This is a genomic window from Glutamicibacter sp. AGC46 (assembly GCF_053543715.1).
In genome coordinates this window covers 511,406-537,764 of the sequence record NZ_JBLVOJ010000024.1, presented here as the reverse complement: position 1 = coordinate 537,764, position 26,359 = coordinate 511,406, and the positions used below count along the sequence as shown (strand labels likewise).

The 26,359-nt window shown below is 57.9% G+C and carries 21 protein-coding genes, 1 pseudogene and 2 riboswitches; of the genes and pseudogenes, 11 read left to right on the top strand and 11 right to left on the bottom strand.

Going from position 1 to position 26,359, the window contains the following annotated elements; genetic code table 11:
• The first annotated feature begins 132 nt into the window (after positions 1-132).
• Both ACNPM8_RS14470 and ACNPM8_RS14465 read left to right on the top strand, forming a co-directional pair.
• On the top strand, positions 133-1,773 hold the full coding sequence (locus ACNPM8_RS14470; protein ID WP_448940072.1) for an ATP-dependent nuclease: 1,641 nt from the start codon (positions 133-135) through the stop codon (positions 1,771-1,773).
• A complete protein-coding gene (locus ACNPM8_RS14465; protein ID WP_448940071.1) occupies positions 1,770-3,437 on the top strand; it encodes a UvrD-helicase domain-containing protein in 1,668 nt (555 codons plus the stop codon). The genes ACNPM8_RS14470 and ACNPM8_RS14465 overlap by 4 nt, the downstream gene beginning before the upstream one ends.
• A gap of 570 nt (positions 3,438-4,007) precedes the next feature.
• Here ACNPM8_RS14465 and ACNPM8_RS14460 read toward each other — a convergent pair.
• The 4 genes from ACNPM8_RS14460 to ACNPM8_RS14445 form a co-directional block, all read right to left on the bottom strand.
• Entirely contained in the window at positions 4,008-4,580 is a 573-nt protein-coding gene (locus ACNPM8_RS14460) for a recombinase family protein (RefSeq protein WP_448940113.1), read from the bottom strand.
• Positions 4,581-4,659: 79 nt separating this feature from the next.
• On the bottom strand, positions 4,660-6,105 hold the full coding sequence (locus ACNPM8_RS14455; RefSeq protein ID WP_448940070.1) for an integrase core domain-containing protein: 1,446 nt from the start codon (positions 6,103-6,105) through the stop codon (positions 4,660-4,662).
• 373 nt (positions 6,106-6,478) lie between these two features.
• Positions 6,479-6,979 (bottom strand): hypothetical protein, encoded by a 501-nt coding sequence (locus ACNPM8_RS14450; RefSeq protein ID WP_448940069.1) that lies wholly within the window; start codon positions 6,977-6,979, stop codon positions 6,479-6,481.
• Positions 6,980-8,270: 1,291 nt separating this feature from the next.
• Positions 8,271-8,417 carry a hypothetical protein gene (locus ACNPM8_RS14445; RefSeq protein WP_448940068.1) on the bottom strand — a complete coding sequence of 49 codons (147 nt, stop codon included), beginning with the start codon at positions 8,415-8,417 and terminating at the stop codon, positions 8,271-8,273.
• A gap of 99 nt (positions 8,418-8,516) precedes the next feature.
• Between ACNPM8_RS14445 and ACNPM8_RS14440 the strand changes: the two genes are divergently transcribed.
• Positions 8,517-8,828, top strand: coding sequence for a transposase (locus tag ACNPM8_RS14440; protein ID WP_170947696.1), 312 nt, complete (start codon positions 8,517-8,519; stop codon positions 8,826-8,828).
• Positions 8,783-9,817 (top strand): IS3 family transposase, encoded by a 1,035-nt coding sequence (locus ACNPM8_RS14435; RefSeq protein ID WP_448940112.1) that lies wholly within the window; start codon positions 8,783-8,785, stop codon positions 9,815-9,817. The genes ACNPM8_RS14440 and ACNPM8_RS14435 overlap by 46 nt, the downstream gene beginning before the upstream one ends.
• 257 nt (positions 9,818-10,074) lie before the next feature.
• On the opposite strand, the gene ACNPM8_RS14430 is transcribed toward ACNPM8_RS14435, so the two are convergent.
• Positions 10,075-10,824 (bottom strand): hypothetical protein, encoded by a 750-nt coding sequence (locus tag ACNPM8_RS14430; RefSeq protein WP_448940067.1) that lies wholly within the window; start codon positions 10,822-10,824, stop codon positions 10,075-10,077.
• A gap of 1,161 nt (positions 10,825-11,985) precedes the next feature.
• Between ACNPM8_RS14430 and ACNPM8_RS14425 the strand changes: the two genes are divergently transcribed.
• Positions 11,986-13,254 carry a hypothetical protein gene (locus tag ACNPM8_RS14425; RefSeq protein ID WP_448940066.1) on the top strand — a complete coding sequence of 423 codons (1,269 nt, stop codon included), beginning with the start codon at positions 11,986-11,988 and terminating at the stop codon, positions 13,252-13,254.
• Positions 13,255-13,343: 89 nt separating this feature from the next.
• Here ACNPM8_RS14425 and ACNPM8_RS14420 read toward each other — a convergent pair.
• The 3 genes and pseudogenes from ACNPM8_RS14420 to ACNPM8_RS14410 all read right to left on the bottom strand — a co-directional run bounded on the left by ACNPM8_RS14420 (position 13,344) and on the right by ACNPM8_RS14410 (position 15,935).
• Positions 13,344-13,890 (bottom strand): annotated as a pseudogene (locus ACNPM8_RS14420) (flavin reductase family protein).
• Positions 13,871-14,911, bottom strand: coding sequence for a methionine synthase (locus ACNPM8_RS14415; protein ID WP_448940065.1), 1,041 nt, complete (start codon positions 14,909-14,911; stop codon positions 13,871-13,873). The pseudogene ACNPM8_RS14420 and the gene ACNPM8_RS14415 overlap by 20 nt, the downstream one beginning before the upstream one ends.
• Positions 14,912-14,942: 31 nt before the next feature.
• The gene (locus ACNPM8_RS14410) at positions 14,943-15,935 is read right to left on the bottom strand and encodes a putative oxygenase MesX (RefSeq protein WP_448940064.1); all 993 of its coding nucleotides are present in this window, start codon (positions 15,933-15,935) and stop codon (positions 14,943-14,945) included.
• Between the two features lie 121 nt (positions 15,936-16,056).
• Here ACNPM8_RS14410 and ACNPM8_RS14405 point away from each other — a divergent pair, with 121 nt between their 5' ends.
• From ACNPM8_RS14405 to ACNPM8_RS14385, 5 genes are all read left to right on the top strand, one after another.
• Positions 16,057-16,998 (top strand): LysR family transcriptional regulator, encoded by a 942-nt coding sequence (locus ACNPM8_RS14405; protein WP_448940063.1) that lies wholly within the window; start codon positions 16,057-16,059, stop codon positions 16,996-16,998.
• Between the two features lie 219 nt (positions 16,999-17,217).
• Positions 17,218-17,308, top strand: a riboswitch (SAM riboswitch).
• Positions 17,309-17,368: 60 nt separating this feature from the next.
• On the top strand, positions 17,369-18,682 hold the full coding sequence (locus tag ACNPM8_RS14400) for an aminotransferase class I/II-fold pyridoxal phosphate-dependent enzyme (RefSeq protein ID WP_448940062.1): 1,314 nt from the start codon (positions 17,369-17,371) through the stop codon (positions 18,680-18,682).
• On the top strand, positions 18,679-19,899 hold the full coding sequence (locus ACNPM8_RS14395) for a cystathionine gamma-synthase (RefSeq protein WP_448940061.1): 1,221 nt from the start codon (positions 18,679-18,681) through the stop codon (positions 19,897-19,899). The genes ACNPM8_RS14400 and ACNPM8_RS14395 overlap by 4 nt, the downstream gene beginning before the upstream one ends.
• A 71-nt stretch (positions 19,900-19,970) precedes the next feature.
• Complete coding sequence (locus ACNPM8_RS14390; protein ID WP_434692044.1) at positions 19,971-20,840, top strand: GyrI-like domain-containing protein; 870 nt, start codon at positions 19,971-19,973, stop codon at positions 20,838-20,840.
• Positions 20,841-20,902: 62 nt separating this feature from the next.
• The gene (locus ACNPM8_RS14385) at positions 20,903-22,612 is read left to right on the top strand and encodes a DUF222 domain-containing protein (protein WP_448940060.1); all 1,710 of its coding nucleotides are present in this window, start codon (positions 20,903-20,905) and stop codon (positions 22,610-22,612) included.
• Positions 22,613-22,676: 64 nt separating this feature from the next.
• Here the strand turns inward: ACNPM8_RS14385 and ACNPM8_RS14380 are convergent, their stop codons facing one another.
• The 3 genes from ACNPM8_RS14380 to ACNPM8_RS14370 are packed head-to-tail and all read right to left on the bottom strand — an operon-like array spanning position 22,677 to position 25,166.
• On the bottom strand, positions 22,677-23,195 hold the full coding sequence (locus ACNPM8_RS14380) for a gamma carbonic anhydrase family protein (protein ID WP_448940059.1): 519 nt from the start codon (positions 23,193-23,195) through the stop codon (positions 22,677-22,679).
• Positions 23,196-23,232: 37 nt separating this feature from the next.
• Positions 23,233-24,075 carry a formyltetrahydrofolate deformylase gene (purU, locus tag ACNPM8_RS14375; protein WP_448940058.1) on the bottom strand — a complete coding sequence of 281 codons (843 nt, stop codon included), beginning with the start codon at positions 24,073-24,075 and terminating at the stop codon, positions 23,233-23,235.
• Between the two features lie 47 nt (positions 24,076-24,122).
• The gene (locus ACNPM8_RS14370) at positions 24,123-25,166 is read right to left on the bottom strand and encodes a flavin-containing monooxygenase (protein WP_448940057.1); all 1,044 of its coding nucleotides are present in this window, start codon (positions 25,164-25,166) and stop codon (positions 24,123-24,125) included.
• A gap of 53 nt (positions 25,167-25,219) precedes the next feature.
• Positions 25,220-25,296, top strand: a riboswitch (ZMP/ZTP riboswitch).
• Between the two features lie 40 nt (positions 25,297-25,336).
• Between ACNPM8_RS14370 and ACNPM8_RS14365 the strand changes: the two genes are divergently transcribed.
• The gene (locus ACNPM8_RS14365) at positions 25,337-26,203 is read left to right on the top strand and encodes a bifunctional methylenetetrahydrofolate dehydrogenase/methenyltetrahydrofolate cyclohydrolase (RefSeq protein ID WP_448940056.1); all 867 of its coding nucleotides are present in this window, start codon (positions 25,337-25,339) and stop codon (positions 26,201-26,203) included.
• Positions 26,204-26,359: the final 156 nt, after the last annotated feature.

The window sequence follows — 26,359 nt, the reverse complement described above, 5'->3', positions numbered from 1 at the left end:
GAGACACGTAAACAGTTGATACTTTCGGTGTTGGCTCGCTGCCATCATGGGTATGGGACCGAATCTATTGGTTTCGTCATTCATTCAACAGCGTTGTCGCACCAGGCACCGCGGAAGAGAGCCGCTTTGCGTTTGACTAACATCAACATCGAGAACTATGCACGATTAAGCGATTTAGAGCTCTCCGTTCGGGGCCACCTTGTCATCGTCGGCGCCAATGACGTCGGAAAAACTTCTCTCCTGCGGCTCCTCAACCTCCTTTTGGGAAGTACCGCGCAGCTTTACCAGAATCTTTCTGTCGACGATCTGCAACAACCGGATAAGCCACTCATTGTCTCGGTCTCATTCAGCTCATTCACGGACGCTGAGCGTATTCTTTTTTACCGGGAGATTGATATCGATCCAGACGATCAATCAGAGTCGCTCGATGTTCGTCTAGAAGTCCAGGTCGATCCGGAAGACACCGAGTCTGTCCTCATCTCAAGATGGTGTCCGGGGCGCGGTGAGGTGAGATCTCCTACCCGAGAACAAATCGTCGCGTTCGGATGGCGCTACCTTCCCGCCGTGCGTTCCTCGTCAGTCAATAATCTCGATGGCCGTGAAGGTGCCGTCCAAATACTTCTACGCGCAGTCGAGTCCGAGCTCGGTGATGAAAAAACCAGTTTCAGTAAATTACTTGAGTCATTCAACGACAAGCTTCGTGAAAACTCTGCCCTCACCGAATTGAGGAAGGGCATGGCTCAACATCTCTCTAGTTCGATGCCGAAAGACATCGGTACCGATCAACTATCGATCCGTACCTCAGCGGACCCAACTAAATCGGTTCTCGAGAATGTCTCTATGTATCTCAAAAAAGAAGATGAATTTGCGCCTCTATCGGAACAATCCGATGGTATCCGTCAGTTAATATCAATGACACTATTTGATCTTGCTCAGGGTGCCGCGAATGTAATCGCGATTGACGAGCCTGAACTACATCTGCATCCGTCAAGCCAACGTACTGTAGCTGAGCTGCTTACCCAACGGGTGAACCAAAAAATCTTAGTTACCCACTCTCCTTATATCGTGCAGAAGTTTGACCCCACGCAAGTGGTTGCCGTCAGTCCGGACGGCGCGTGCCATCAAATCGATCCGACGACGTTTTCCGTTGAAGAGCGTACTCAAGCTCACTGGTGGTCGCCACGCATGCTGGAAGCTCTCACGGCCCGTTTTGCAATTGTTGTAGAGGGCATAGCAGATCGCCTGATCGTAGAGGCAGCCGCACGAGCACGCGGAATATCATTAGATCGGATCGGCGCGATGGTCTTTGAACTTGGGGGAGCGGAGAACTTTCCTACGGTCTACAAGCTACTCGGTCCGCAGGGCTTCAACGTTCACGTCCTCGGCTTGGTCGATGAGGCGGAAAGTCCCCGCTGGGTCGGGGCGGTCGGGGGTAGACCCAAGAACGTGGTCGGCACCACCGTGTTCATATCCAAAGCTGATCTCGAAGACGAATATTGTCGCTCACTGGGAGCAGAACGGGTCTCTGAAATGCTCACTGGCGCACACGTCGCGGACAAATCAGCAATTCTCTCTTCATGCGCAGCGGTCAGTATTCCCGATGTAGATGTATCAGCTCTGGCCAAGTTTTGTCGATCGAGTTCGAAATCAGGAAACCGGAAAGTTCCTTCTGCTCTGGCCGTTTCAAAGTTGCTCACTGCCGATGAAGCCTTGAAGATCGAGAGCGTAGCAGCACTTCTTACCCGACTCGAAATCGTCGCGAGCGAATCATGATGGAAAATCCCAACTATGACGAAGCCGTGGCACATAAGGCTCAGAACCTTCTGGTCATCGCCTCACCCGGTTGCGGTAAGACAGAGTTACTTGCTCGACGGGCAGCGCTATTGATCAGCAGACTTGGCCCGAACCAGAAAATTCTTGCCCTCACATTCTCGAACAAAGCCAAAGCCAACCTCACTAGTCGCCTTGTAAACGTTCTTGGAATGCAACGCACTCGAAAGTATGTCACCATTCATAATTTCCATGGCCACGCAGCAGAGATCGTCAGGGCACATGGACGGACGCTGGGCATCGATACGCAATTTGATATGCCTGATAAGCGAACACAATCCGATGCGATCGCCTCCATGCTCGACGGGTTGTCTGAGAGCGATGCTGGCGATTTGAACAGACGAATAGAAGAAGATCTCCGTGTTGCAAAGCAGCGTCCTAACAGCGACTTCCAAGTAATTGAAGCACTCACCGCCCACGGAATTACTCAGTCAATCGAGATAGAGTCGGCACGGCAAGAATCAGGGACGATGTACTATGATGATCTACTCAGGCACGCCCAGAGACTGATCCGTGTGCCGGAAATTGCGTCGCTTTATCGCAAGCATTACGGCGCCATGTTGGTGGATGAATTTCAAGATCTTTCTCCACAGCAACTCGATCTGGCAATTCGCAGTTGCGAACAAAGCCGCACATTTGTTGGTGATCCGCTCCAAGGCATTTATAGCTGGACAGGTGCTCGACCAATCGAGGTCGAGCGACGACTGCGTAAGATTTGCGGCGACCCTGTCGACCTCGGTGTCTCCCATCGATCTTCACCCAGAGTTCTCGGTCTGCTGAATTTGGTCTCTGTAGGCCTCGGAGGTCAGGCTCTTCAGCCGCACGATCCCAGCGTCTGGTTTGAAGAGGGCATTACAGTTGGTGCCAGGTTCTCTACAGGGGTAGAAGAAGCCGCGTTTATTGAACGGGCGTCGGGTTGCATTCTCGACAAGCAACCAAGCGCGACGATTGGCATCATCTGTCGAGCAGCCTGGCGACGCAAGCCTATCGACACAGCATTTGCGAGGTCCGCGCTGCCCAGTACGCGGTGGGACCTTGCGGTCGACGATGCGCGAATTATCGAACTCATCAATGAAGCTGCGACAAGGCTCGGCGGAAACCCAGACCTCACTGTTCTTAAGACTGAGGTTCTTGCCCGGTTAGGTGTCACTGACGTGGACACCGCTGCTGAAGTGGTGGACGCTTTAGACCATCTCGAATATCTGGCCACTGAGGCTGGATCGATTCAGGCTGCTCTTCTGCAATTTCGCATCCTCGATGAAGGGTACGTTGCTATCCGACCTGGCGTTCATCTGCTCAATGCCCACACTGGTAAAGGGCAACAATTTGACTGGGTTTTCATCCCGGGTTTCGAACAAGGTCATGTGCCTAGCTTCTTGGCGAAAAAGCAATCCGAGATTGAAGAAGAACACCGGGTGCTTCTGGTGATGCTCTCCAGAGCTAGACACGGCGTGATACTCAGCCGATCGGATTCACTGATCTCGAAAAAGGGCCGGCCATATTCGACGAGAGTAAGCACTTGGGCTAACGAGCTAAGAAGCGGGCTAATCACTGATCAAACCGGATTGTTTGAACATATAGCCAGGATGCCGGAACAATCAAGTTGAAAATATTTTTTCGTCTCATAACCTAAGTGTTTTGAGCTCATGGAGATTTCAATGTACGTCGGCCCTCAATCGGTAATGTTAATTAATTCTAATTCCATTTTCTAGCGAGGCTGAGATGACGTGATCCTAGGACCTAATCGCGTCACTATGTCCCTGGTGATTCTAGTTTCGCTTTCTAGAAGTCGTTCTCTCCCATAGTTTGTACCAGATAAACGATCATCACCACCTGAATTGGCCATTGCTGAATTTTCGTTGAAGAGTTCGAATCCTTGTGCTTGATGACCGGCAGTGTTTCTGCCTCTACGAGGTGGTGAGGATTTTCAGTCGGGATTTCAATTAGTCTTCAATTTCTTGGTTCACCGCACGTTGAATCAGCGATAAATCTAGCGCGTTTTCATTTTTGCCAATTGCTGCAGGTGAGGCATCTAAGGCATATTTTCAGCTCAACCCGTATGGAAGAGTCGATCATTATAAATCTACGGTTGAGCGGTCTAACCACTGAGCTCGGTGTTGAGTCTGGGCAATCTTGACCGGAGTCGTCCGACTGCTACGCGTACACGAGTTGTTTCTTTATTCTTTGGCTTCCTTGTTCAGCGCGCGGTATACGGTGCTGCGGCTGACTCCGAGCACCTCGCCGATCTGAGCTACGGTCATATCCCTCTGTTCATAGAGTCTTTTTGCAGTGCGCAGCTTGTCGGGGGAGAGGGATGCTGGTCTCCCGCCAGTGCGGCCGCGAGCTCTGGCGGCTGCCAAACCGGCGTTAGTGCGTTCGCGGATGAGGTCTCGTTCGAATTCGGCGAGAGACGCGAAGATCTTGAACACGAGCCGGCCGCCCGAGGAACTGGTGTCAATGTTCTCCTGCAGGGATTTGAACTCGATACCTCGTTGTTGCAGCGCGTCCATGTGGTTAATCAGATGACGTATGGACCGGCCGAGGCGGTCCAAGCGCCAAACCACGAGCGTATCTCCTGGACGAATCTGATCGAGCAACTTATCGAGTTCGGGGCGTGATTCGACAGCGCCAGAGGCCGTGTCGGTGAAGATGCGATAGCACCCGGCTTTAGTGTTTAGCAGAGGTATTCGGTAGCACCTGTGCGCGCATCGGATGTGAAATCTCGCTTCTTCGTGGACACAGGATCTCATTGCTTCGTTGACAGTCAATCTCAATACTTTGTATACAGGTACCGGCGGTGGCTCTCCGCAAGCCGCCGGGACCAGCTATCTACCGATAGTCAAACACCTCTGGCATGTCCCCTTCCCGAGCTTCGTACTCTGCCTGATATTCGGCAGCCTTCCGGCTCCACTGCTTTGTTGGATTCGCCAAATGAACCCCTCTGATCGAATACGAAGCCACAAACCGCCCATGAACACGCAATGCCACTATGGGCAGCGGAAAACTCAACACCACCTCGGCGGTGTCAGGATCCGACAAGATGAATTCGTTCTCGGTGATGGTCCTCAGGAACTGGCGTCCAGCATAGGTCTGCGGCAGGGAGATCTGCTTGCCACGATAATAGGCTTGGCAATTATCCTTGCTGACCCGTATCAGCAGTTGATCACGGTCCCTTTCCATAGCTGGCTGCTGGTCATCCGCGAGTTCCTTCAGGATGTCGCCAGTTTTCGAAACGACAACATCCGCGCGATGCACGGACGAGTTGCCGATCCGACGTTTCATCAGGTATTTAGCCGCCTTGGCTTCCAACACCACCACGGGTAGTGGTTCGGTGGCCGGGGTGTGCTCCAGCAGCTCCCAGGGCATCTGCGGGGTTGCTTGATTCAACGACTGATGTGGGCGGCGCTGGTTGTAATGCTCGCGGTAGCGGCGCAGCAACTTCTGCACGTCTGCAAGGTCCTGCGCTCTGTTGGCCTTGAGGAACCGCTGAAGGGTCCGGTGCGAACGCTCGTTCTTACCCTGGGTCGTCGGCCTGCCCGGTAGCCCTGTGATCGGCATGCTGCCTTGAGACGCCAAATAGGCCTCCACGATTCCCACGGTACCGCCACGAAGCTGATTGAACGCCTTGGAATTATCGCTGAGCACTTCCTTGAGCGGCCCGTATTCATTGATGGCGGTTGCAAGGACTTGTTGCGCGTCGCCGCTGTTCTCATGGCGTGCGTACGCGCTGGAGCCCACATCGAATCGGGTCGCGTCGTCGATGAGCTGGTAGACGGTTACCACCTGATCGGAGCCGGTTCTGAATTCGAACGCGTCAAGTTGCCATAGCGCCATGGCAGTTGAGCGTACGAAGGGAACGTAGGAGGATTTGGGGCGTTTGCGTGGGCTGCGTTCAACATGTCCGACACTGGCCAGCAGCCGCGCAATGGTCGCCACGGACGGGATCTGGCCACCAGGAAACTCGTCCAGGATGGTCGCTTCGTAGTGAATGGTTTTCGGCCCGTAGTCCCACCCAACCTTTTTGAGTTCTTTACGGATCCTGACCAGCTCGTTGATCACATCGGGACCATAGCGCCTGGAGGGCATTTTCGGGGCTCTGGAACGCGGATGGAGTGCACCGGCTGACTCTTGGGTGGCACGCTCACGGAGACGATAGAAGATGCTTCTCGAGATTTTCTGCGTCTTGCAGAATTCGCTGATCGTCAGCGCGTCGGGCTGTGTCGGGTCAAAGTTGATAATCATCGCGCGGACGCGTGGGGATAGTGCATTAGCCATGTGAATGAGCGTGACAGAAAACCGTCTCTCGATTGTCCACGAAGATCTGCGACCTCGTGTCCACGATCTTATGAGATCGTGTGTCCACAAAGTTTTGAGACAGGACATACAAAGTATTGAGATTGACTGTCAACGAAGCAATGAGATCCTGTGTCCACGAAGAAGCGAGATTTCACACCGTTTCGGTACACAGGTGCTACCAAATATCTCTGCTAAACACGTGGAGAGAATATTACATAGGGTGTGATTTTGACCGTTCTGAGCATCGTGCAACACGACAGAAGGCGAAATGCCCGCTTGCCGACGGCCGATTCAATAATCTCCACCCGATTATACTGGCCCATCATGCTGTCGCATGATTCTCCAGGTTGGTTCAATCCTCAGAGGGAGCATGTGTCAGTCGAGATAACTCTCTACGTATTTTACGAGGAGATCGTGACCACGTGGATAGCTTTTGCGTCAGATCAGAGATTATTTCGTCCATACGCGGTACTGGTTGCCCGTAATTGACCTTTTGAATAACAATTTCGACGTATTGTCTAATTTCCAGGTCCCTGGGTCTTGACATCTCAAAATTCAGTTTGGTTAATGGGACGAATAATCGGGCGGCATCCACCATAGAGCCACCATTTTCCTCGCTCGGGTTGGACCGCGAAGTTAGTTTTTCCGCCACTGCCTCTATGATTTCTGCTGACAGCGCTGATCTGAGATTACGAGCCGCATTATTTTTATCTCGGATGTACGTCACTGCAATTGTAATGAGCGCACCCAATATTCCCAATGAACCTATAGCATCGGCCCCTTGGGTGATAGGTTCTAGAAAGCCGTGTTCTCTAGCAGAAACTTCGCCTAGAACGTCTAGCTCAATGTTCATGTAAGTCATAAGTGTGTAATCTTGTCAATCTTCGTGAGTTCATCGATAAGCGAACTAAGCCGGAGAGCATCGCTTAGAACTGTCCAGACTCTTTGGTTACTTACGCTCATGTGGAAAACGTTCTGGGGGTATCGTATCCACCGTTCGAATGGCACGTTTTTGCTACCGTGACCCTCTTCGCTTTTCAGTAGTGTTATGTCTCTGTGTAGTAACTCTTGTTGCATGGATAACGCGATTTCGGAGAGATCTATGACGCGATTAAATCGATTATTATAGAACGGCGCGGCGCTGTCAGAGCGACTCGTCGCAAATAGGGTAGATCCTTGAGCGTTGATAAGTAGCATCTGAGTCTCAGACTTTAGGTTGAGCTCTTCCGCGGCCCGAATTACTGAAGCGCTAAGACGTGGGTCGGGAACCAAATCGGGGTTTCGAGATATGTGAAGTGCGACTAGTTCCGGTCGATGCGTGGTCAGGTATTCCGCTCCCACTTCCGCAGACACGGGAACGCTGATCTTTGTGTGGCGGGTGATTCGGCCAGAATGGCCAAGTGGTTCAGCCCTCAACCCAAAACTAAGCGCTACGGCTCGTCTAATTATAATTCTAAATGATCGGGAATTCAGCTCATTCAAAATCTTCCCTGAAACCCTAGGGATATCTATTAGATTTGAGTAGGGTACTTTTGATTTAAGGGAGAGGCGTAATATGAAATTTCCAGGTGAAAATTCATCAGTGGCAAGGTTGATGTCAAATGAGAGATCATCAAGCAGTTGATGTTTTAGGGTCCTGCTTACGAGGCGAATTCGTGAAGGGTCCAGCATAGCTAGGTTCTCGAATACGTAGGGCTTTGGTAAATGTCGTATTGGCGAAACGGCATGCCTTGGTGCTAGGTCGAACTCTGTCACGAATTGTCTGAGATTTACCGGGTTGAAATAGCGCGAAGTGCTAATCATTTTCTGCTCTGAACCCGTTAAGATGTATGGGGCAAGCAATACGACTTCGAGGTCAAAAGTCCGCGGTCGCGAAGGTGACGCGCCGGAGAGTTGAACTCCGCCCGATGCTGACTGGCCGACCCCGTCGGGCGCGCAACGACTCTTCACAAAATAGAACATATAACAGTTTTTGCTGCGAATGAAATCAAGCCCAGCGCTTGAGCCTAATCGAGAAATCAGGCGCTTGCGATAATTACCAAAATCGGGCGTGCGAATTCCGGATTAGGCAGCCTGTCAAGCTCCGGGTTTGGGATGAATGGGTTAGAGAGAATCAGTTAGCTATCGCATAGCTGCTGGACTGCTTAAAGGGACCCAACCACAATGTCGCGGCAGAATGGCGCCATGCCGCAGTTGGTGCTGGCGATCAGGTTGTCAGCATCTACGTATTCGAGCGCGTTGCGCAGGGTCTGCGCCACTTCTGCGGCAGTCCACACAGCGTAATTGGCCACGTCAATTGCGCCAAGCACCAACGCTTGCCGCGAACCATTTCGACGACCCCATGAATCGTCCCGGGTTTTATGCCGCTTTCTATTGAGAGAATGGAAAGCATGCCCAAGCAGTACACCCCCGAAGTCAAAGCCCGCGCAGTGGACTACATCATGGAACGACTTGACCGCTATAAGTCGGTCTACGCAGCCTGCAATGACATGGCTCCAAAGCTGAACGTCGGTAAAGAAACCCTGCGCCGCTGGGTGCTCCAAGCCCAGGTTGATTCCGGTGAACGAACCGGACCGACCAGCGAAGAACTCGCCGAGATCAAAGCGTTGAAAGCCAAGGTCCGGGACCTTGAAGAAGCCAACGACATCTTGAAGGCATCAGCGATTTTCTTCGCGAGGGAGCTGGACCCTCGCCGGCACTAATCACCGAGTTCATCGACCAGCAACGCGAACACGGCTACGCAGTCCAGCAGATCTGTGATGCCCTGAATACTCAGGGCCTGAAGGTTTCTGCCCGCACGTATCGCAGTTGGAAAGCAGCTGAACCAGCACCACGGGTCGTCACGGACGCACTCATTTTGAACGTTCTTCATGACCTGCAGAAACCTGATGAAAAGACGGGGAGACCGAAGCCCGAGGTTCTTCATGGGCGGAGGAAAATGCTGGTCTGGTTGCAGCGCAACGGCTTCCCTGACATCTCAAAACACACCGTGGATCGGCTGATGCGTGTGGCTGGGATGAATGGGCTGGTGCGGGGTCGGAGAACGACCACAACGATCCGCGCTAAAGATAAAATCCGGGCGAAAGATCTATTGAATCGGAACTTCTATACTGATGCACCTAACAAGGTGTGGGTCACTGATTTCACTTATGTTCCGATTCGTGGCGGGTTCGCCTATGTGTCCATCGTGATCGATTTGTTCTCACGCCGGATCTTGTCCTGGGCTTCGTCGACCTCGCATGACACCGAGTTTGTGGAGGAAGCTCTCCAACTGGCCCTATGGCAACGCCGGATTGAGCAAAAAGCGCATGTGAGATCGGCCTTTGGCACCATCCACCATTCAGATGCGGGTAGTGAATATACCTCTCAGAGATACACGCAGACGCTGGCGATGGAGGGGCTGGTGCCGTCGATCGGAACGATTGGGGACGCGTTCGACAACGCGGCCGCCGAAACGGTGATGGGGTTGTTCAAGAACGAGGCGGTTGCTAAGGATTCACCGTTCCGCACTGGAGTCTTGGCTACCAAGGCGGACGTGGATGACGTGGTCGTGGAATGGGTGCACTGGTACAACAACGACCGGTTGCACTCGACCCTCGGATATCGGGCTCCGGTTGAATTTGAAGAACTCTATTATGATGAAATGAGCGGCTCGTTACCCGATGAAGCCGCCAGTAAACTGGCGGCGTAATTTCCGGGACGGTTCACCAAGCGGAACATTCGAGTTGTGTTCCGAATAGGGCGATTTGGTACTCACATTCTGGCGAATTGGTGTCTTGAGATCCACTGTGCACGAAGTCGTGAGATTTAGCGTCCACGAAGTGTCGAGATTTCACACCAGGAGGCCGGACATGCGGTACAGACTAACCGCATTCAGCATGCGGGCGACAACTATGCAAGTGCTATCACTTCGCTCGTTCGCGCTGAGAACCTTGGCGAGAGCACCGACTAGCCGCCGAATTTCTGCACGGTCTGGTCGATGATAGGCCCGAATGTCTGGCTGGCCAGATTTCCAGTTTTTGCTACGCAGGCAAGATCTTCCAGCGCGATACCGGCATCCCACTTCGCTTCGCTTTGGCGCCTGAAGTGCTCAGCTGTGTCAACACCGAACCGGCTGTACATCACGTCCGTCTCGTTGATCCCCTTGGTTCCCCAATAGCCGAGGTCCGACTCGACGTGTTTACGCAACCCGATCCACACCATGAAGCGGCCTTCCTCTGGAAACGCCCAGAAGCACCCAGCCGGATAACAAATAACTTGGTTGCCATAGCCGTGGTATTCCTGGCAATAGTAACCGTCGAGTCCGCCATTGACTGCACCGTCCAGTTTGAACTCTAGGAAGATGGGTGGAACGATGTTGCCCTTGAAATGCCCGACGAGAGCTCCGTCAATCATCTTCCGGCTGCCATTGATCCTTGCCAGCTTAACCTTCGGCTTATCTGGAATCCGTTTCCCAGGAGCCTGTCCAACCCTTTTCTCAATCAGTGAAGTCATGGGAAGAGTAGAATCGTAGTCCAGGGCTGCATATAGGCTGGTCAGCTGTGGCTCAGTCAGGCCGGCCCCATCCATAACCGCCGCTCCAACAGCTCGGTTCATTTTATGCGACCAGCCTCGAACGTAAGGCTCGTAGCACCCTTTCAACATGGCTCGATATTCTTCCCTGCGGGTGTTGTTCTGATCCGAATTCGATAGGTTCATCAGTACGTCCTTTGTTCGGAGATGCTGTAGTTCCATCACCATAAGCGACGTTTTCGGACTTTTCTTAAACTTTTTTGCTCACTCAGAGTTGGAAATACTTCAAATTTTTCTGGAAATCCATGGTATGCGCACCATGTGCTGTAGCCCCGTCGTGTGCGTGCATGTTTAGTCCCTGACAACCCCCGATATTCATTCATGCTCACATAGTTGCGAGAATCTTGGACCATTGGATTTCCTCGGATTTCCTCGGATTTCCATTGCGGGGAACGGTGCGCGGCGAGACGTCTTGCAACCTGTGGGTTGCAAGACTCTTGTGGCCGGATCCGGTCTGGGAGCTTATCGAGCTGTGGCCGCGAGTCGAGTGCGCCGGAGGCGGATCGGTAAAGATGGGGAAGCAACCGACTTTCGTCAAAGCGTCGAGTTGGAGTAGTACGTCTTGGTCGCCGGTGGAGACTCACGGGTATTCGAGAAGAGGCGCCATGCGTTCAAAAGTATCAATGCTCGAGCAATGGTCACCATTTCGACTCATAGTTTGTGACACTGAGTTTTGCGACGAAACGCGTTTGAGAATCTGTTGATTTCCAACTGCTGGAGATTGTCTGTGAAACGCGTGGAACGGTGTTTCCAAAACGACCATTATTGGCGTGCGCATGAGGCCCGGTGAACGTGGTGACAAAGTGCTGGCGGGACTGCTCCAGCATTGCTGCACGTATGGCGACTTACTTGCCCTCGGTCAACGCCGTGCCTTCCAACTTCCAACGCAATAACCAAGTCCCGACAAACAGTTCTCATCACGACCAGTGGCAAGTTGAACTGTCGTTCAGGGCGACCGACCCGGAACTTCGGAACAAATCGATATTCCTGCGTTGAAAGGATTCTATTGAGCCTTGGATTCCAGCAGTTTCTTAGTCGATGGTGACGACTTGTTGGGGGCGCTTGGCCATAGTAGGAGGTAAGGGTGATCTCGAATATTCCCTGGTTGACTAGGATCGCAGGACATGAGTTGTTGCGAAAAAATTTCTTGCTGAATCTTTGGCAAATGAGCTACATTTACCCTAATCATCAATTCTTCGGCGCGGGACAGAACGGTTTTAGCAATAATCGCTAATTTATTCTGTTGTGAGGTTCTTGTGCCGATTCGCACTCTTTGAAGCACGATAATTGAAAACCAAATTAAACGCGGTGGCAATGTCGACGGCACTGATCACGGGATTGGTGATTAGTGGCCCGGCAGCAAATGCAGAAGTGATTTCGGAGCAGGTCGTCTCTACCCCAACGGAATCGTCAACGTCAGCGGGCGCGCAGACGGAACCGGTTGTGTCTCAGTCTCCTGTAGTGAACGTTGTTGAATCCGAGGAAAGCGTCCTTCCAGCTGAGTCTTCGGCTGCTCCAACTGATGATTCCGATGCGGACGAAGAATCAGAACCCACGGTGACGGAATCAGCTGCCTCGGCAGAACCTGACGCTACATCCGAGCTCACTGCTGAAGTTAGTGAGTCGGTCAAGGCCACCGACGACACCAATGAGGTTCAGGTAGAGGACTCAAATGAAGCCCCAGCGTCCGAGCCAGTCTCGGAAGTAACCGAACCGACGCCAGCACCAGTTCAGAAAGCATCGGAACCAGTCGTCCCCGCGGCTAAGAGCACGGCTCCTGTCTCACCCGAGCCATCAAAAGAATCATCAACCAGTTTTGGTCCAGTTTCCAGCGATGACCGCTGGGACGAAATCAACGCCCTCTTGCCTGAAGGTAGCGACGATTGGAGCGACGAGCAATGGGAAGTATTTGCCGAGACCGAAGTTGGGGAAGAGTACGTTCGACGGCTCAATGAACTCCTAGAGGAAGAGGACCCCGTCGAGGATGGCTTTGAATTTTCTGAGGAGGAACAAGCCTTCTCGGACTCAATCCTCGATACCCTCCCACAGGACAGTCTTGAATGGGATGAAATCCAGTGGGAAGAGTACTTCCGCAGTGACGTTGGCCTTGAATTCATCGTGCAACTGTTCCCAATCATCGCTGACAGCATAGAAACCGATGAAGATGCAGCTGATCTACAAGCTTTCCTCGAGGAAATCTTTGCCAATGATCCTGAGCTACGTGCGCACTACCTCGAAATGTACTTGGGGATTACACCGGAAACGACGGGCGGTTCCAATGGTGGCTCCGAAACTGTGGAGGAACCTAACGTTTCAGAAAGCGAACAGCCCGTTGCTGACGCTGAAATCAAGCCCGTAGGTTCAATCAGCAAGGCAATCGTTACCAAGGCGCAAAAGGCAAGCAAGCCCACTGAATCCGTAGCGGTTGTTGAGGCCTCAGCGCCTGCGCTGGCCGACACAGGTTTTGGTGGTTTCTGGGCTGCTGGGGTTGGGATACTGCTAGCCATTGGCGGCGTGGTAATTATTGTGCGCTTACGCAAGGCGTCTGCGAAGTAGCTTAAGCCGACATGCAGTCCCGTAATGCAGATGACGCTGGGGACCACCTGTTGCTGGCCCCCAGCGTCAGCAATTTGTGTGTCAGTGGCCTAAATGCGAATCGGCATTCTCAAATGATGCCACGAGCGGTTGTGGTAAACCAAGGCGTCACCAAGCTCGCCTGGCTGGGCGTCTCGTGCAATGTGTGGCTGCAGTCCGCGGGCCACGATGACCGTTGAGGTCCCTGTTTGGATACGTTCCACCACTTCGCAGCGCACCCAAGCGCGGACTCCATCTAAGACCGTTGCCGGTGCTCAATCGAGTCCACGTCTGATCTTGGGCAAAGCGATCGACACCGCTGGAAGCGCCCAACTTGGCCAGCTCAATGTCATGCACATCCAAGCTGTGAACGACTACAGTTTCGGCGCGAGAGAGTACGTCAGAGGCAGAAGAAAGTGCCGAAATTGAGAAGACCAGTAATGGTGGATCTACGCTGATTGAGGCAACCGAAGTTGCGGTGAGGGCAACTGGGCCCTCTTCAGCATCGGCAGTAATGACACTGACGCCGCCCGGGTGGCCACGGAAGACAGCCTTGAAGTCTTCTGCGGGCAGTGAGTCGGTTGCGTCAATCGTTACTTTAGACGCTGGCGCCGACAAGCTCCTCGCGCAGCACCGCAGACCCGGCGCTCAGAGCGCTGAGCTTGGCAAGAGCCACATCGCGGGGGAATGGTGCCATGCCGCAGTTGGTGCTCGGGATCAGCTTGTCCGCATCCACGTACTCCAGCGCCTTGCGCAAGGTTTCTGCCACCTCTTCCGGGGATTCTACCTGCCGGTCAGCCACGTCGATGGCGCCAAGCATGACCCGCTTGCCGCGCACCAGTTCCACGACCTCCAGTGGGACATTCGAGTGATGGGATTCCAGTGAAATGGTGTCGATGGAGGAGCGCTGCAACAGCGGGAACGACCTTTCATAGTGGCGCCACTGGGTGCCCAGGGTCGCCTTCCAGTCGTTGTTCGCCTTGATGCCGTAGCCGAAGCAAATATGCGCCACGGTCTCCGCCTTCAGTCCCTCGCAGGCGCGCTCCAGGGCAGCCATGCCCCAGTCCGCCACCTCGTCGAAGAAGACATTGAAGGCAGGCTCATCGAACTGGATGACATCTACGCCTGCTGCTTCAAGCTCCTTGGCCTCCCGGTTCAGGATGGCTGCGAATTCCCAGGCTAGCTTTTCGCGGCTGCCGTAGTAAGCGTCATGCAGGGTATCCACCATGGTCATTGGGCCAGGAAGGGTCCACTTGATCTGCCGGTCGGTCAGGGTGCGCAGGAACTTCGCATCCTGTTCGAACACCGGCGCCTTGCGCTCCACTGCGCCGACAACGCTGGGGACGCTGGCCTCATAGCGGTCACGGATCAGCACAGTCTGCTTGTTCTCGAAGTCCACACCGGACAGGTGCTCGATGAAGGTGGTGACGAAGTGCTGACGGGTCTGCTCACCATCGGAAATGATGTCGATGCCGCGGCGGGTCTGCTCTAGCACTGCGGAGCGCATCGCGTCCTGCTTGCCCTCGGCTAGTGCTGACCCTTCCAATTTCCACGGAGACCACAGGGTCTCGGTCTCGGAAAGCCAGGAAGGCTTGGGCAGGGAACCGACGATAGAGGTAGGAAGCAGGGAATTGGTCATAACTGATCCTTTGGATTCTGAAGGTAAATGATTAGGCGGCGGGGACTGCGCAGCTGGCGGCCCAGGATTCGAGCAGCTCGCGGTGAGGGGTGATGAAATGCTCCTCGGTGAACCTGCCCTGGATCTTGCCCAGCTGGGTGCGTTCCTCGCGGTCATACGTTATGCGGGTTGGGGAGAAGTCCTGTGCGCCAAGGCTTGGCCGGTAGATCGCAGGGGCCGGTGAATTTGCGTTGTAGATCTCTGGGCGGTAGATCTTCTGGAAGGTTTCCATGGTGCTGATGAGGCTGATCAACTGCAAGTCGGTGTAGTCGCCCAGCAGGTCGCCGCGGAAGTAGAAAGCCAGCGGAGCGACGGAACCTTCAGGCATGAAGTAGCGCACGCGCAGCCCCATCTTCGCGAAGTAGGCGTCGGTCAGCGAGTCCTCGTCCTGGCGGTACTCCCAGCCCAGCACCGGGTGCCGGTTGCCGTTGCGGCGATAGATCTTGGAGGTTGAGACGCTGATGCATATTACCGGCAGCTGCTCGAAGCGCTCACGATAGGCAGCGGAATGCAGGAAGTGCTCGAAAAGCCTGCCGTGCAGGTCGCCGAAATCCTTTGGCGGCACCGGCTTGCCGGCGGCGTCTATGGCTTCGGGCAACACCACGCTGAAGTCGTAGTCGCGCACGTAGGAAGAGAAATTGTTGCCGATGATGCCCGGGCTGCGCACACCGGTCTTTCGATCCAGGATGCTGGTGTCCAGCATCTCCAGCAGTGGGAAGTCCTGTGCCCCTTGCACCGAGTTAAGGTGCACGTTTGCCGAGATGATTTCAAGGTTCAGCGCATAGCGCTCGCCGTCGGGATTGTCCCAGTGAGCCAGAGAATTGAAGCGCCGATTGATCATCGTCAGGGCATTGCGCAAATTCTGCTGGCAGTGCTCTCCTCGGGCCAGATTGGCGAAGTTCGTGGTGAGTCGCGAGTCCGCCGAAGGGGTGTAGTTCTCGTTGAATTCTGTGCTCGAAATGCTGAAGGTCAATGCGTCTGCCATGGCGGCCAATCTGTTGGTCAGCGGCCGGAAGCGGCCGGAAGAAGGTCGATGCGTCAATCATGCATGGCATTTTTGATATCAGGTAACTCTGTCTAACTATGGATTAATATAGACTCAAACTATGGTTCAGGGAACGAGCGGTCTGACACTGCAGCAATTGCGCTACTTCACCGCGGTCGCGGCCGAAGGATCCATCTCGGCTGCCGCCGACCTTTTGTACGTCGCCCAGCCGAGCATGTCCGCGGCGATGAAGGAGCTCGAAGCACGGGTCGGGCGCACGCTGCTCATCCGCTCCGCCCGGGGCATCACGCTCACCAGCGACGGCGCCGAATTCCTCGGCTACGCCCGGCAGGTCCTTGAGCAGGTGGAGCTGCTGGAGCATCGCTATCTCGGCCGTCCCTCGGTCCGTCGCCTGCTGGGCGTCTCCACCCAGCACTACTCCTTCGCGGTGGATGCCTTCGTGCGGATGGTCCAGGCCAGCGGCGCCGACGAGTACGAGTTCTCGCTGCGCGAGACTCGCACCGAGCAGATCATCGAGGACGTGCGCACGCTGCGCAGTGAAATCGGGATCCTCTACCTCAACGACTTCAACCGCAAGGTCATCGAGAAGCTGCTGCGCGAATCCCGGCTGGTATTCCACCCGCTCTTCCGCTCCCAGCCGCACATCTTCGTTTCCCGCGGCAACCCGCTGGCCTCCCGCTCCATGGTGTCCCTCGATGACCTCGAAGACCTGCCGCGGCTGACCTTCGACCAGGGGGCGAACAACTCCTTCTACTTCGCCGAGGAGATCCTCTCCACCCGCTCCAGCCAACGTGAAATCCAGGTTTCGGACCGTGCCACGATCTTCAACCTGATGATCGGTTTAGGCGGGTACACCATCTCCACCGGCATCATCAGCGACGAGCTGGATCCGTCCATCGTCTCCATCCCGCTGGATGTCGAGGAACGCATTGATGTCGGCTGGATCGACCACGCGGCGATCCCGCTGACCGAGCAGGCCCGGCGCTACCTGGACGAGGTGCGCGCGGTGGTGGCCGGATTCGGAGTCGAAGTCCTGGGCTGAACGTCATCTCCGGTCATTGAAATTTGGTGCTTCGTCATGTGCGAGTCCACAAGCCTTGGGATTTCAAGGATTCTTGCTTCCTTGGCGCGTCACACAACGGTTTTGGCCCTCGCGTCATCATGACAATTTGGCGACATATGAAGCGTGGCGGCCTTCTGTGAAGCGCAGGGGTTCGGGCCGCTTGCCCGGTTCGCGGCCGATGCCCAACCATGGAGGAACAACCCATCAAGAGCGGCCGAGAGATCTGGCTCGACGACGCCGCAGCAACCACCGGGAAACCGAAAGGTGCTACCGCCAGAAACGATGGAGCAGTTCCGGACCCGTGGCTTCGGTGTCCGGCGCACTCCCTCGCAGACAACGAGGAGGAGCAATGAGCCAGGAAACCGACGCGGTGCACGCAGGGTACCGCCCGAGCGGAGACTTCCGCCCGATGCTGCCGCCGCTGCACAATTCCGCGGCCTACCAATTCGCATCACACGCCGAAGCGGTGGAGAAGTTCGCCCTTCGCCAGGCGGGCTTCACCTACTCCCGTACCGGCAACCCGACCGTGTCCATCCTCGAGCAGCGCGTCGCCGCTTTGGAAGGCGGAGCCCACGCGGTGGCCACCGCCCCCGGTCAGGCTGCAGTGGCCCTGTCCCTGCTGGCGCTGGTGCAGGGACCCAAGCACATTGTGGCCTCCTCCTCGCTCTACGGCGGCACCGTGGACCTGTTCACCGACACCTTCGCCGACTTCGGGATCCGCGTCAGCTTTGTCGACCAGGCCGATCCGGCCGCCTGGGCCGCGGCCATCGAGGAGGACACCCGGGCGTTCTTCTTCGAGTCCGTGTCCAACCCGCTGTGCACCGTGGCCGATATCCCGGCCATTGCGGCGATCGCGCACGAGCGCAACATCCCGGTGGTGGTGGACAACACCCTGGCCACCCCGCTGAACGTGCGCCCGCTGGAACTCGGCGCGGACATCGTGGTGCACTCGGCCACCAAGGCTCTGGCCGGGCACGGCTCGGTGCTCGGCGGGATAGTGGTGGATTCGGGAACCTTCGACTTCTCCGATTCCTCCCGCTGGCCGCAGATTGCCGCACCGCGTGGGCGGCTGAATGGCGCTTCGCTCCTTGAACGCCACGGGCCGGCGGCCTACGCGATGCTGGTTCGTTCCAAGTTCCTGCACGATCTGGGCCCGGCCCTCGCCCCGGCCAGCGCCCAGGGCATCCTTGCAGGCATCGAGACCTTGCCGGTGCGCGCGGCCCACGTGCAGCGCAGTGTCGCCCGGCTCATCGACGCGCTGGCCGAGTATCCGGGCATTGCCGCCATCCACCACCCCGCGCTGCCCGAGCACCCCAGCCACGAGTTGGCCCGGGCGCTGGCGCCGAAGGGCACCGGCTGCGTGCTGGCCATCGAGCTGGCCCACCCATCCCTGGTTTCCCCAGTCATCGATGGGCTCAAGCTGATCAGCCTGGCCGCGAATGTGGGCGATACCCGCACCATGGTGGCCCACCCGGCCACCATGACGCACTGCCGGCTCTCGGAGCAGCAGCTGGCCGCCGCGGGCCTGAACACCTCCACCCTGCGTCTGTCGGTGGGATTGGAAGACCCCGCCGACCTGCTCGCGGATATCACCCAATCGCTGGATCACGCACTGGCCGCAACCCAGGCCAGCGCCGGCACCAAGGAAGTGAGTTTCGCATGAGCGGCTTCAACACCCTCGCCGTGCACGCCGGCCAGCACAAGGATCCGCTCACCGGTGCGGTGATCCCGCCGATCTACCAGACCAGCACCTTCATCCAGGACGGCATCAACGTGCTGCGCGCCGGGCACGAATACTCGCGCGGCTCCAACCCGACCCGCAACGGGTTCGAATCCCAGCTCACCGCGCTGGAAGGCGGCACCGCCGGCTTCTCCTTCGCCTCGGGGATCGCGGCCGAAGATGCGTTGCTGCGCGCGGTGCTTGAGCCAGGCGATCACATCGTGCTGGGCGCCGACGGCTACGGCGGCACCAACCGGCTGATCTCGAAGCTGCACGGCAAATGGGGGATCAGCTCTTCCGCGGTGGACATCACCAACCTGGATGCGGTGCGCGCCGCGCTGCGCCCGAACACCGCGCTGCTCTGGGTGGAGACCCCGTCCAACCCGCTGCTGGGCATCGCCGACCTGGCCGGCTGGGCGGCCATCGCCCGCGAGCACGGCTCCCTGCTGGTGGTGGACAACACCTTCGCCACTCCTTACCTGCAGCGGCCGCTGGATTTCGGTGCTCACGCGGTGGTCCATTCCACCACCAAGTACATCGGCGGGCACTCCGACGTGCTCGGTGGCGCTGTCATCGTGGCCGATCACCTGCACCGCGGGCAGAGCCTAGCCGAGGCCGTGGGCTACCAGCAGTTTGCCGGGGGAGCGGTCTCCGGACCGCAGGATTCCTACCTGGCCGCCCGCGGGCTGAAAACCCTGGGCCTGCGCATGGAACGCCACGGGGCTACCGCCTCCACCCTGGCCCGCTGGCTCGATGACCAGCCCGAAGTCACCCGCGTCTACTACCCGGGGCTGGAACGCCATCCGGGCCACGAACTGGCCAAGTCCCAGTCCGCGGCCGGCCGCGGCTTTGGCGGGATCCTCTCGTTGCAGCTCTCCGATGAAGCAGCTGCCCGCGCCTTCGCCCAATCCATGGAGTACTTCCAGCTCTCGGTGTCCCTGGGCGGGGTGGAATCCCTGGTCTGCTATCCGCGCGAAATGACCCATGCTTCGCTGATCGGCACCCCGCTGGAAATCCCGGCCAATCTGGTCCGCCTCTCGGTGGGCATCGAGGAAGCCGACGACCTGATTGCCGATCTGGAACGCGGCCTGGCCGCGGCCCGCGCGGCGTCCAAACCGGTCGTCGCCCGGGTATGTGAAAAGACTCTGGAAAACGCCTGATCGCATCGAACCGCGATTATCGGGCGGCGTGCCCCTACCCTGAAGAATAGTAGTTGGGGAAGGGTGGAATCATGATCGGAATTCTCAATCGGCTCATCGAGCAAATCGAGGCTCAGCTACGCGCCGAGATCAACCTCGCTGACCTGCTGCGCACCGAAGGCAGCACCGAATACCATGCGCGGCGGATGTTCTCCTCGCTGTCCGGCATGCCGGTCTCCGAGTACATCCGCCGGCGCCGCATGACCCAGGCCGCCGCGGATCTGCTTGCCGGTCAGGACCTGCTGAGCATCGCGATCCGTTACGGCTATGGTTCGGCCGAAGCATTCGGCCGGGCCTTCCGAGCGGTGCATGGCGCGTCCGTGGCCGATGTCCGCGAGAATGGTGGCCCCCTTCGAAGCCAACCAATCATCAGGTTCAGCCTGACCGTCGAAGGGAATCGTCCCATGGATGCACGAATAGTTGATCGAGAAGAATTCCAGCTCATTGGATACGCCACGCAGGTACCGCTGATTCACAACGGTGCCAACCCGCACATCCAGGCCCACATCGCCTCCATCCCGATAGCCGAGCACGCTCGGCTCAAGGAGCTGTCTTCCGCGCAACCTGCCGGTTTGCTGCAGGTCAGCGACCAGGTAGACCCCGATTACCGCGAAGGCAGCGAGCTGACCTACCTGCACGGTGTCGCCGTACCCGGTGGCATCCAGGTGCCCAAGGACCTGGACATGATCCAGGTTCCTGCTGGCCAGTGGGCGGTCTTCAGCGTTTCGGGCCCCTACCCGTCAGCGTTGCAGGACCTCTACGCCGCCACCGCTACCGCGTGGTTCCCGTCCAATCCGTGGCGTTTGCGCGTGGGGCCGTCCATTGTCGCCGTGCTCGATCGGGCCCCGGACTTCAGCACCGCGACCTGCGAGCTCTGGCTGCCGGTTGAAGCCGGCAACTAGACTTGTCCACAGCCCGTACACGCATGCCCTGCAGATCCATTTCTGCGGGGCATGGTGTACCCATGAGCAGAGAAATCGCGCAAGCGCTGAAGGACCTGGCCGACGCCAACGCGTTGGCCGCTTCAGCGACCCATGTCCTGGCCCAAGGCGGCCTCACCGCCGGCCAGGCCGCCTATTTTTCGATGCTCGCTGAAGACACGTCCCAATCTCTCGCCCGGACCCAGGTCCACGCGGCAGCTGCCCTGCGGCGTACCGGCGCCCACAAGCTCGACCAGGAATCCTTCCAGGCCATCTCCGATCTCGGGGCCCACCCCACCGTCGAGCAAATCGAAGCCGCGAAGGGGCGCACCACGACAGCGCGCACGCATTTCAAGGATGCCAAAGGACTGATGACCGGCTGGCTGGATATCCCGCGCAGCACCGCCGCCGCCCGCCTGGTGCAGGCCGACTGCCTGCTTGGCGGCACGGACGAGGCAGGACAACCGACTGATCCGTGGCTGCCGGAGCTTGCTACGCAGTTCGACGACCCGAGCATTGATCCGCGGCTGGTGGCCTCGGCGGCAATGAAGCTGCATTCGCTCCGCAAGGATCTGGGCGAAGGCAAAGCCGCAGAGGCGAAGAAGCAGCAGCTCCAGGCAGAATCCGCAGCCTTCCTGCGTTCAGAGCCCAAGTCAGCGCGCAAGCACATCAACGATATGGTCTCGCAGATCAAAGCGGGCCAGCGCCCGCTCAAGGCTCTGCTCGACGGAATCGGAATCTTCAAGCGCGGTATGCGCAAAGGGCTGGTTGAATACATCATTCGTGTTCTCCCATCGCATGCCGCATACATCGAGGCCTACTTCGCCAATCTGGATAATCCTTCCACCGTTGCCGGCAACCGCGCGGGCTTGAAAGACGTCGATGCCCAGTTCACCGGTGAGGAAACCAGCGGCTGGGACGATGAAGAAAGCAAACCCGACTGGGCAAAAGACGGACCGGGTGACGAAGCGACGGAGGACATTGGAGATCTCGACTCGGAAGACGAGGATCTCCAGGGCGAAAATGATGATCTCCAGCCAGAAGTTGCTTCCGCCGAAGCGAAGCAGGCCAACGCTGAATGGGAAGACCTGAAACCCGAGCGAAGACGGCTCGTTGGTTTCATGGCCTTGCTGATGAGCGAACGGAAACCCAGCGGAGGCCCGCCGGAACAGCAATCAGGACTTGCCAGTGCGCAGGTGAGCGTCATCTTGGATTGGGATAAATTGCAGCAGCGAACCGAGGATTTCGCTGTGACTTCCTCGGGGATTCTGTTATCCCCGGGGGAAACCAGGACCGCACTGTGCAATGCCGGGATTCTCCCGGTGGTGCTGAACGGCAAGAGCCTGCCCTTGGATCTCGGACGAACGCAGCGGCTATTCACCAAGGCCCAAGTCCGAGCCCTGCGGGCAGCCTATCGAGGTTGTTCCTATCCCGGGTGCAGCATGCCGGCGCAGAGGTGCGAAGCGGATCATCTGGATCCGTGGGAGAAGGGCGGGCGCACTGATATCAAGTCTGCGGTGTTGAATTGCTTGATTCACCATACGGCCAGGCATTGCGGATTGTTCCAGGCGGTGAAGATCCCTGGGAGCCGGCCGATGGTGCTGTTGCCGCCGGTGTTGGATCCGGAACAGAAATTGCGGATCAACACCTATTTCATGACGCCGGCCGAAGCCTTGGACGCCGAAGCGTTGGCGGAGGAGACCACAGTGAGGTGGCGTGCGGGATTGCTGGAAGTAGAACTTGCCGAGCCATGAGCAGCGCGCACAATGCTTAAAGCAAAAGCTCCTGGAAGCGTGTGCTTCCAGGAGCTTGCAAACTCTAGGCGTTGGCTTCCAGATGCTTGGCTGCCAGCACGAGATAGTGATCAGCGTTGGTCTTCAACCCGGCGACTTCTTCATCGCTCAGTTCGCGGCGGACCTTGGCAGGAACTCCGGCAACCAGTGAACGCGGCGGAACCTGGGTGCCTTCCAACACCAGTGCACCTGCAGCAACCAGCGACTGCTCGCCAATCACCGCGCCATTCATGATGGTCGCGCTCATGCCCACAAGGCAGCCGTCACCTACGGTGGCGCCGTGCACCACAGCCGAGTGGCCCACTGAGATGCCCGCACCAAGGGTGCAAGGAAAACCTTCATCGGCGTGAAGCACGACGTTGTCCTGCAAGTTGGTGCCTTCACCCACGCGAATCGGTGCAGAGTCCCCGCGCACCGATACCCCGTAGAAAGCGCTGGAACGATCGGCCAAGGCCACGTCCCCGCTCAACACTGCGGTGGGTGCGACAAAAACGTTCTCGCCGACCTGTGGGGTCGACCCTGCAATAGTAATAATGTGGCTCATGCCACCCACTCTAATTGTCGCGGGGGAACGGTGCGAGTTACGAGAACACGATGGTGCGCTGGCCGTCGAGCATCACCCGGTGCTCGGCATGCCACTGCACCGCGCGGGTCAGTGTCCGGCCTTCCACGCTGCGGCCCAGCTCAACGAGCTGCTCGGCGGTGCGCGTGTGCGAGACGTGGGTGACTTCCTGGTCGATGATCGGACCTTCATCGAGGTCCGCGGTGACGTAGTGCGCGGTGGCACCGATCAGCTTCACGCCGCGGGCGTAGGCCTGGTGGTACGGCTTGGCGCCCTTGAAGGAGGGCAGGAAGGAGTGGTGGATGTTGATGACCCGGCCTTCCATGCGCTCGCAGAGCGAATCAGAAAGGATCTGCATGTAGCGGGCAAGCACCACCAGTTCGATGCCGTAGTCCTCGGCGAGCTTGAGCAGCTCAGCCTCGGCCTGGGACTTGTTCTCCTTGGTCACCGGCAGGTGCACGAAGTCCACCCCGTAGAAGTCGGCCATCGGCTTCAAATCCAGGTGGTTGGAGACGATCACCGGCACATCGATGGGCAAGGTGCCGGCACGCTGGGCAAACAGCAGGTCGTTGAGCGCATGCCCGGCCTTGGAGCACATGATCATGGTGCGGGTGCGCTTGGCGCCATCGTCCACACGGAGGGACATGTGGAAATCGTCGCGGATGGGCGCGAGCCCCGCGCGGATCTGCTCCAGCCCCTGTTCGGTGGCTACCTCGATGCGCATGAAGAAGGTGCCGGTTTCAGGCGAGAGGAACTGCTGGGACTCGGTGATATTGCAACCGGCACCCAGCAGACCTCCGGAAATGGCGTGGACGATGCCGGGGCGGTCGATGCAAGATAGGGTGACGATGTACTGGTTCATGGATTCTAAGGTAGCGCCCGCCAGCGATGTTCTGCCAATTCCGTGAGCTACGTTGCGCTGACCGCGAGCCGTTGAACGTATTGCGCGGCCGCCAGCGCGGCCTTCCTCCCGGCCCGGGTAGCACCCAAAGTCGAAGCCGACGCGCCATAGCCGACGAAGAACAACCCCGGCACCGCCACGGCGGCCACCCCGTCCTCCATCAGGATGCCGCCTTGCGCGGTGTGCAGTTTCAGATCTCGCAAATGCCGGTGGGCATGCCGGAAGCCGGTTGCCCACAAGATCGCATCGATCTTTTCGCGTGACCCGTCGGAGAAGACGACGGCGTCGGATTCCAGCCGGTCGATCTTCCCCCGCGAGATCAGGACCCCGGAGGCGATCCCGGCACGCATCTTCTCGGTGAGCAGCAACCCGGTGGTGCCCACCACCGACTTCGGCGGCAGCCCCGCACTGGTGCGCTCGTTGACCTGGCGCTCCACTTCCTGGCCCCATTCGGCACCGGTGGGGACATTGCGCCAGTCCGGGGCGCTGCGCGTGGACCACAGGGTATCCACGCCGGCAGCGCGCAATTGCACGATGAACTGGGTGGCACTGGCGCCCGCACCGCCCACCAAAACGCGCTGCCCGGCGAATTGCTGCGGGGAGACGAAGCCATTCGTGTGCACCTGCGGACCATCGAAGTGCCCGGGGTAGGCCGGCCAGAACGGATTGCTCCAGGTGCCGGTGGCGTTGATGATGGTGCGCGCCCGGTAATCCGCATCGGCGTGCACCACGAAGATTTCTCCGTCTTTTTCGACCGAGGTCACCGGGGCGCCGTGGCGTACCGGCAACGCGAAGCGCCGCTCGTATTCCGCATAGTATTCGGACACCACTTGCGAGGCCGGCCGGGTGGAATCCTGCACCTCAAGCGGGAAATCGGGCAAGGGATGGATATGATGCGCGTCGCCCAGCGTGAGGGTATCCCAGCGGTGCTGCCAGGCCCCGCCGGGTGCAGGGTTCGCATCGAGCACCAGGAAGTCGATGCCGCGCTTGGCCAGATGGTAGGCGGCGGCAAGCCCGGCTTGCCCTGCGCCGATCACGATTGTCGAGTACACGCTTAAGGTAACCCTGCGCACTTCAAAGTCATTCCCGAAGCCATTTTCGCTACACTGGAACGCGTGACTGGCGTTAGGTGGGTAACCACCAGGGAGCTAATTGTGCGAGCCGCGCGCCTGGGTTTGCACACCACCCGCCTTGGGAACAGGGCACCTACGGAAGGAACAGCGTGAGCGCACGCATTCTCGACGGCAAGGCCACCGCGGCCGCCATCAAGCAGGAACTGGCCGAACGCGTTGCCAAGCTCAAGGCTGCCGGGCACACCACCGGACTGGGCACCATCCTGGTTGGCAACGACCCGGGCTCGGCCTGGTATGTCGGTGGCAAGCACAAGGACTGCGCCGAAGTGGGCATCGAGTCGATCCGCGTGGATTTGCCCGAGGAAACCACCCAGGACGAGCTGCTGGCCAAGGTGCGCGAGCTGAACGAGAACCCGAACTGCACCGGCTACATCGTGCAGCTGCCGCTGCCCAAGCACATCGATACGGACGTGATCCTCGAAGCCATGGATCCGGCCAAGGATGCCGACGGCCTGCACCCGATGAACCTGGGCCGCCTGGTCGCCAACGTCAACCGCCCGATGGCCTCCCCGCTGCCATGCACCCCGCTGGGCTGCGTGGAACTGCTGGCCCGCCACGATATCGACCTGAACGGCAAGCACGTGCTGGTCCTGGGCCGCGGCGTGACCATCGGCCGCCCTGTCGGCCTGCTGCTGACCCGCCGCGCCGTGAACGCGACCGTGACCCTAGCCCACACCGGCACCACCAATCTTCCTGAACTACTCGCCCAGGCCGATGTCATCATCGCCGCTGCCGGCGTGCCGCACATCATCAAGGCCGACGCCATCAAGCCCGGTGCGATCGTGCTCGACGTGGGCGTTTCCCGCGTGGATGGCAAGGGCACCGGCGACGTGGACCCGGCTGCCGCCGAGGTCGCGTCGTGGATCTCGCCGAACCCGGGCGGCGTGGGCCCGATGACCCGCGCGATGCTGCTGAACAACGTGGTCGAGGCCGCAGAGCGCAACGCCGCCAACTAGACGCGAATGAACTCAAACACCAACGGCCTGCCATGATGGCAGGCCGTTGGTCTTTTACGTCCAGCAGCGGTATTTACTAGGAGACGTAATTCCTCTGGACGCAAATTGGTTTTAAGGCCGTTCCGAAAGCATTTAGATTTGCGTTTCCCTGATTAA